Raw genomic sequence first — 6,435 nt, forward strand, 5'->3', positions numbered from 1 at the left:
ACAAATCTAAGCATTTTCCAACAAAAAAAGAAGACCCAAGTCTTCTTTGTAATCTACTAAGAATTGGCATCCCCATAAATCATCTGACGAATATTGGCTAAATCTGTCAGATCCAAGTCATATTTCAAATAATAGACAGGAATTCGCTTGCTATGGCTAATAGGATTGTTGGTCACAATCAAATCATAATCCGTAGCTGGATCAAAGGCTTCAATGGTAATAAAACGATTGTACTCCAAGTAGCGCTTGAGGACCTCTGTCATCCGTGTATAGCCTAGATAGCCCACTGTTAAGTCCAGGCCAATCTTAATTTGACGCCCACTATTCTCCACGATATAATCCATTAATTGAAGCCACTCCCACCTAATTTTTTTATCCAGGGCAGTCGCTTGGGAAAAGAGAGGCAGTTTGCTAAAGATGGAATCTGCTACTTCTCTATAGTCATGGCTACTAAATCCATAGGGAGGATGCGTTTCAAGCTGGTATTTATGCTTGTCTTGTAGCAGATAGCCAGAAAATAGATAAACTTGGCCACAAATTTGACTCAATTCATAGGTCACTGGGCCCTCTATATACTCTCCTAAAAGCTTCTGTGTTTTCATCTCTTGAATGAGCTGCGTAGTCAAAGCCCCAATCTCCCCTCCAAATCCTAAGATATACTCCATGGTATGAAGGGGGAGGATCCGATGGGTGACTAGAAAAGCAAAGAGGATCAACATCTCTCCATCCTCATAGCTAAGAGCAATGTGTTTCCCTGAAAAGAGCTGGTCTACCCTATGAAACAAACGTTGATAAAATATATTGTCCGTATAGCCCTTCATCTTCTGTTCAATTTCTCGGAACTGACAGGCATTAATCTTGAGTCGTTGCTGGGTAATATGGGACCAGAGAACAAAATCCAAGCGTTGTCCTTGAGACAATTTTGCTCCACAGAGCTCTTCTAAGGTTGCAATTTCGGTTTGTCTTTCTTTCTTGTCCAGTTCTTGTTTCCAGTCTGCACTAGCCCAGACCTTTCGTAGCAAGCCAAAATAAAAATAGCGAATCTTATGTTCAGGCCCTTTCAAGCGCCCATTGTGGATGGAAAATTGAAACTCAGCTAATAATTTGTTTAAGCCCGAAATATGACGCCCTAATGTCGCTTCACTAATCAAGAGTTCCTGAGATAGTTGCTGAGCTTGAAACTGGCCATGATAAAGCAAATAGATCAATAGTTGGTACTTGATGGCATTGTCCAAAAAAGCCCGCCGAATGTCCCGCCCCTTGGTATCCGAATCCACAAGAAGGCGAAGGTTTTCATCTACTACCTCAATGGAAAGGGCCAGCTGATTTTCTTGGGCCTTGTCATTGATCAGTGCAAGATATTTGTTCAATGTTGCTTTGGAAAATTCCGTCTCAGCCATCACTTCTGACAGACTGCTTGGAGAATGCTTTTGCAGATGAGACAGGATTAAAAACTGCCCACCCTCACTTTTTTCCATTAAATCAGCTAAATGCATTTTCAGAAAAACCTTCCATGATATTAGTTTTAGCATAACACAAAACTTATGAAAGTCGAAATATAATGCTTACCAGCTCTATCTAAATATCACCAATCTCTAAATTATAAAACCTCCCACCGAAATCGGCTGAGAGGTAAAGCTCTACTCTATGATTTTCGTAAAGCCACTAGCCAAGAGGCTAGAAGGATTTCGAAAATAACTAGAAGGATAATCTGAGGAAGCGAGCTCTGAACCAGCATGAGAACAGCTAGACTATCGATCAGCATATGAGCGAGGATACAAGGGACAGCTCCTTTCGAGTACTCTTTGAGCGCTCCAAATAGGAAGGTATTCCCTAAGATCATCAGGTAAAAGATGAGATAGTTGGACGAACCTGCTGTAATCCAAGGGAGTTGACTTCACTCAACACCAGAGAAAAGACAGCCGCCACAATCATAGGAATTAAGTTCATTAGGATAAACAGTAGAGAGGCTCCTATACTAATCCCATCTGGGAAAAACCAAAGGATAACTTGCCCCACTATAAATGTAGCAAGGAGGGCAGTCAATGCATACCAGATAGCGACTGATTGTTTTGAAATAAATTTGCTCATTTTTCCTCCTTTACAGTTACATACTTCTTTCTTGCAATCATGATTGCTAAACTAATAATAAGAAATTTACTAACTATAGATAGCCATACCTCTTTATTCACTAGAATCTGAGACAAGGAATTGATACAGGCATGGGTCATGACACAGATCCATAAATTTTGCGTTTTATGATACAAGGCCGATAAGATAAAGCAGTTAATTAGCAGACCTACTAGAAACGGAAACAACTGAATGACAGCCAACGAACCATCGATATAAAAGTATAGTAGATGCCAACTAGACCAGGCTAAAAAGGTGATCAAAGTAGCTGAAAAATAAGGTATTTTTTCCTGCAAAGTTGGTTGAAAGAAATAACGCCAGCCAATTTCTTCAATCCCACCAAAAAGAAGAGCCTTTAAAAAGAGCACCAATAGCAAGACCAACGATTGAGTGGTGATCTTACCACCAAAGATAAAGGGGAAAAAGTCGAGTAGCAAGAAAACGAGCACCAAACAATAATTTGCTAAACTGTCTTTGACTTGAAAAAAATCTTTTAGAACTTGTTTGAAACTAGATTGATAGTAGCCAATACTGGCAAGACTACCCCACAAAGCTGATGACAAGCCACCTACAATAATAGCGATGATCCCAAATGATGATGTAAAATCAACCTTGACTCCTCCTGCTCTTAAAAACCACACCAGAAGGCTAACTCCTAATACTTGACCGAAGGTCCCTATCAAATACATGGATAGGGCTTGCTTTCTATTCATTCGTGATTCCTTTTCTATTCTTTCATATAGTTCATGACTCTATTAGATTTAGAGCATCCCCTAATCCGCATCAACCCACAGATGGTATTGTTCACAATGGAGACATCGAAAGAGATAGCCACACATTGAACCATCCTTGACTAAGTATTCAGCCACATCCTGAAATTCATTACGTGCCTCGTATTCTGCTAATACTTGCTCTGCAATGCCCATTTCTTCCAATTCACGAGTGCCAACTGTCCCCAGATAAGCACAGTAGTCTCGGCAACAGGATAGCCAATGTTCCCCCTGCCAACTACTATAGCCTGGAGTTTGACAAAATAGGACCTGGTCTTTTTCCTTATCCATGACTCCTTGCCAATCAGCATCTTGGATAAACTCTGCTTCAAACTTCTGGGCAGCACGACCTGTAGCAATACAAGTCGGACAGAGATGACTTAGCTCCTCTTCACAATAGGGTCTCAAAGCATAATAGATGGTGTGGTCTTCCCCACATGACGGACAGGTCTTGGTCTCCCCTTCCTTAAAGGCACCAGTCGCTAGTGGGTCCGGATGATAACGAAAGGTTGGCAAGTCACTGATTTTCTCTTTATGAGCCTCTTTTTCTTTTTCAGTCAAGGGACGAGGGAGAGCAAAGCGATCTCCATGACTGAGACTCATCTTTTCTAAGGTGAAAAGTTTCTTAACTTGTTTGCGATCAGACTTGTCTACTAGCCCTGAGAAGAGAGCAAAGGCACTGGCATACAAGCCCAACTCTTGGTAAACATCCACCAAGACCTGCTTGGCTTCTGGAGTTTCCAGTAAAGCTAGACGATCTGCAAATTCATAAAGAGCTAGCACGCTGGATGAATCCTTCTCTTGCGCTTGGAACTGCTTTTTAAGTCTGATATATTCTTTCATCGAATCGTTCATAGGACTACTCGCTTTCATTTTTAAAGGAAATAAATCGTAGATTCTATTTCTACAGATGATTGTATTCTAACCTGGATCATGTACTTTAAACCCATACCTGCCAGCATTTCGCTTGAGTTTCGCAACTAACACTTCATTGCGCTTGCTTTTCCCGAAAAAGAGGGGAATGGTCTTACCATTTCTGAGTTCGGTATAGAAAGCATAGCGACTCCCACCACCAGCGCGACCACGGAGTAGCAAGTAGGTAATTTGCTTAATCTCTTTCAGTGGGATCATTCGCCGACTGAAACACAAAGGCACATGAATGTAGAAGATGCCACTGTTAATATGGAAGGGTGCAAAGAAGGGACCACCACTACGTCGGCTAGCCAACCAGCGACGAACGAATAACGTAATGCTGAAGAAGCCAATAAAACCAACACTTAATAATACTGGTCCTGATCCTAAACTTGCCATTCCATTTCTCCCTCCATAAATTCTAAATACACAGTACAATTGTTGACTCGGCCTTAATCAGTATGCTTTTTAGTCTTGGTTAATAAGATGATGACAGCCACTAAGAGAAAAATTCCAAATCCGAAAGCAACTTGTTCTAAATCTTTTAATCCTTCAATGTAGGGTAGGACATACATACTTGATTCTACTAATAGAAAACCAATAAGAATAAGGGCTAGAGCAAAGTAGCTCCGTTTTTTATTCATCTTTAGCTCCTTTCCTTAGCTGGAGTTCCCATCAAACTTAACTAGCTGGAAATTCTATTTGGTTTCAACCCATTTTTCATTGTCCATGATAAAGGGCTTAGCTAGACCTTCACCGGTGTAATCTTGGTATTTGGTCTCCAAGTATTTGTAGACATCTTCCTTGGTCGCAAACTTGATGGCTTGATAGGGTTCTTCAAAGGTCAGCTTTTCGACAAAGAGATAGCCGTCCTTGGCAGGAACCAAGACACCGACGTGCCCGACAAAAAGCGTGTTGCCATCTAGGTTATCATGAACAATAACGGAAAGCATGCGGGCATTTTCATTAAATTTGAAATTAGAAAAATACTCTTCCATCTTCTTGGCATGGACCTTAACATCCGTTGTAGCTTCTGTCGGAACCCGTGAATAGAGAATGTTAAAGGCTTCCTTGTCTGCCTCATCGAAGACCTTTCCTTTGTCAATAGCATCATTGTCCACGAATAAGAGTTCACTGTCCGACTGCTGCTTAGGAATCTCGATGCGGTTCTTCAGCAAGGTATAACTATTGATCCGGCAGTTGGTCCCGACGAAATCGCCCTTCTGCTTGGTCCACAAGTCACTGATCTTCTCGACATTGTAGTCTGTTTTCTTGAACTTGCTGAAGTCGCCCGTCAAGCCAACAGAACCAACGATATTATCATAGTCCGTTACTAGACCTAAAAACTTGTCTACACTCTCCTGATCCAAATAAGCAGATAAGAGAGCCCGCACTTCTTCGACACTTTCCTTACTATTGAGGTTGCTGTAAGTTCCCTTGTAGTGCTCCTTGTCTGAATGGGACTGCTGCACTGTGGAACTTGCCTGTTTTTCCTTGGATTGCTTTTGGTTGCTACCACAAGCCGCTAATGCAAAGATCCCCAAGGCACAGCTGGTAAGGAGCATGAATTTTTTAAATGGTTTCATAAAATGGTTCCTTTTCTATATACTAAGATGTTTTATAACATTGAGTCATGTTTTGTACCATGATTCATTTCTTTTTCCTATCGAATCTCCTTATCCTATATTATAGTTTAAAACTGACTTAGCTCCAACTATTTTTTACGAATTAAGGAAACTTTATAAGTAGCAAAAAAGAGCTGGCAGACTATCCAGCTCTTCAATGAATAATGAATCTTATTTAATCTTATGTTTGTTCATCTTTTCTTCAAAGACTTCCGTCATAATGACACGCAATTCTTCCCGTTCTTTTTCAGGAAGATTTCCTTGGCGCTTGGCCACGGTATAGAGTTCAGGATAGCGCATGGCTACACGTTCAACCGTTTTTGTCGTCGCATGCCCTCTGACAAAGAAAGGAATACGTTTGATCCATTCTTGCGGAACAAGAGCAAGCAACTTCTTCGCCGCTTCCTTATCAGAAATCTCAGCCGTACTTAAACCTTGGTTGATTTGTTCTTGTTCTTTTTCTGTAAAATCTTTTAATTCCATTCAAAACCCTCATTATCTATTTGTATCTAATAGTACATTATACACCTAAGAAATCAAAAGTACAATTTTAACTAATCCTTAACTCAAGAGATAAATCAGCAGCTCTACATTATTATCCGCATAAAAAAGTCTCAAGAAATATATTCTTGAGACCTTCTTGTTAAATCAAATGTGCTAATACACTATAGTTAGTTATATATTAGTTATTTGAAATTTTACGTTTCAACAACACTGCTCCTGAAAGAACAATTGCTCCTGAAAGGATCAATCCGGTTGCTGCAACTTCACCTGTACTTGGGAGAAGGACTTTGCGTCCGCCACCGTTACCATCTCCATTTCCGCCAGGGTTACCTGGTGCTGGAGTTGTTTTCTCTGGAGTTGTTTTTGGCTCTGGAGTTGTTTTCTCTGGAGTTGTTGACTCTGGAGTTGTTGACTCTGGAGTTGTTGACTCTGGAGTTGTTGACTCTGGAGTTGTTGACTCTGGAGTTGTTGACTCTGGAGTTGTTGACTCTGGA

Annotated in this window: 8 protein-coding genes and 1 pseudogene; all 9 read right to left on the reverse strand. The window is 40.8% G+C overall.

The annotated features are described in order from the left end of the window. Nucleotides 1-56: 56 nt before the first annotated feature. The gene (locus H8S88_RS06750) at nucleotides 57-1,496 is read right to left on the reverse strand and encodes a helix-turn-helix domain-containing protein (RefSeq protein WP_236128193.1); all 1,440 of its coding nucleotides are present in this window, start codon (nucleotides 1,494-1,496) and stop codon (nucleotides 57-59) included. 149 nt (nucleotides 1,497-1,645) lie between these two features. Then, a pseudogene (locus H8S88_RS06755) lies at nucleotides 1,646-2,091 on the reverse strand (hypothetical protein). Further along, complete coding sequence (locus H8S88_RS06760) at nucleotides 2,088-2,843, reverse strand: CPBP family intramembrane glutamic endopeptidase (RefSeq protein WP_236128194.1); 756 nt, start codon at nucleotides 2,841-2,843, stop codon at nucleotides 2,088-2,090. The pseudogene H8S88_RS06755 and the gene H8S88_RS06760 overlap by 4 nt, the downstream one beginning before the upstream one ends. A gap of 60 nt (nucleotides 2,844-2,903) precedes the next feature. Then, nucleotides 2,904-3,755, reverse strand: coding sequence for a CbrC family protein (locus H8S88_RS06765; RefSeq protein WP_236128195.1), 852 nt, complete (start codon nucleotides 3,753-3,755; stop codon nucleotides 2,904-2,906). Nucleotides 3,756-3,821: 66 nt separating this feature from the next. Further along, on the reverse strand, nucleotides 3,822-4,211 hold the full coding sequence (locus H8S88_RS06770) for a hypothetical protein (protein ID WP_236128196.1): 390 nt from the start codon (nucleotides 4,209-4,211) through the stop codon (nucleotides 3,822-3,824). A 53-nt stretch (nucleotides 4,212-4,264) separates the two neighbouring features. After that, nucleotides 4,265-4,456: a hypothetical protein gene (locus tag H8S88_RS06775; RefSeq protein ID WP_236128197.1), complete on the reverse strand. Its 192-nt coding sequence runs from the start codon at nucleotides 4,454-4,456 to the stop codon at nucleotides 4,265-4,267. Nucleotides 4,457-4,510: 54 nt separating this feature from the next. Then, complete coding sequence (locus H8S88_RS06780) at nucleotides 4,511-5,398, reverse strand: DUF4300 family protein (RefSeq protein WP_236128198.1); 888 nt, start codon at nucleotides 5,396-5,398, stop codon at nucleotides 4,511-4,513. Nucleotides 5,399-5,608: 210 nt separating this feature from the next. Beyond that, on the reverse strand, nucleotides 5,609-5,920 hold the full coding sequence (locus tag H8S88_RS06785; protein WP_061564058.1) for a hypothetical protein: 312 nt from the start codon (nucleotides 5,918-5,920) through the stop codon (nucleotides 5,609-5,611). Between the two features lie 199 nt (nucleotides 5,921-6,119). Then, nucleotides 6,120-6,435: LPXTG cell wall anchor domain-containing protein (locus H8S88_RS06790; protein WP_236128199.1), on the reverse strand; the 316-nt coding region annotated here is incomplete at its 5' end.

This window comes from Streptococcus sp. GS001 (assembly GCF_021595565.1).
Classification (GTDB): domain Bacteria; phylum Bacillota; class Bacilli; order Lactobacillales; family Streptococcaceae; genus Streptococcus; species Streptococcus xiaochunlingii.

Excerpts from the sequence above, each read along its gene's own strand:
- H8S88_RS06780 (WP_236128198.1), bottom strand. The coding sequence starts at position 5,398 with ATGAAACCATTTAAAAAATTCATGCTCCTTACCAGCTGTGCCTTGGGG.
- H8S88_RS06775 (WP_236128197.1), bottom strand. The coding sequence starts at position 4,456 with ATGAATAAAAAACGGAGCTACTTTGCTCTAGCCCTTATTCTTATTGGT.
- H8S88_RS06765 (WP_236128195.1), bottom strand. The coding sequence starts at position 3,755 with ATGAACGATTCGATGAAAGAATATATCAGACTTAAAAAGCAGTTCCAA.
- H8S88_RS06770 (WP_236128196.1), bottom strand. The coding sequence starts at position 4,211 with ATGGCAAGTTTAGGATCAGGACCAGTATTATTAAGTGTTGGTTTTATT.
- H8S88_RS06785 (WP_061564058.1), bottom strand. The coding sequence starts at position 5,920 with ATGGAATTAAAAGATTTTACAGAAAAAGAACAAGAACAAATCAACCAA.
- H8S88_RS06760 (WP_236128194.1), bottom strand. The coding sequence starts at position 2,843 with ATGAATAGAAAGCAAGCCCTATCCATGTATTTGATAGGGACCTTCGGT.
- H8S88_RS06750 (WP_236128193.1), bottom strand. The coding sequence starts at position 1,496 with ATGCATTTAGCTGATTTAATGGAAAAAAGTGAGGGTGGGCAGTTTTTA.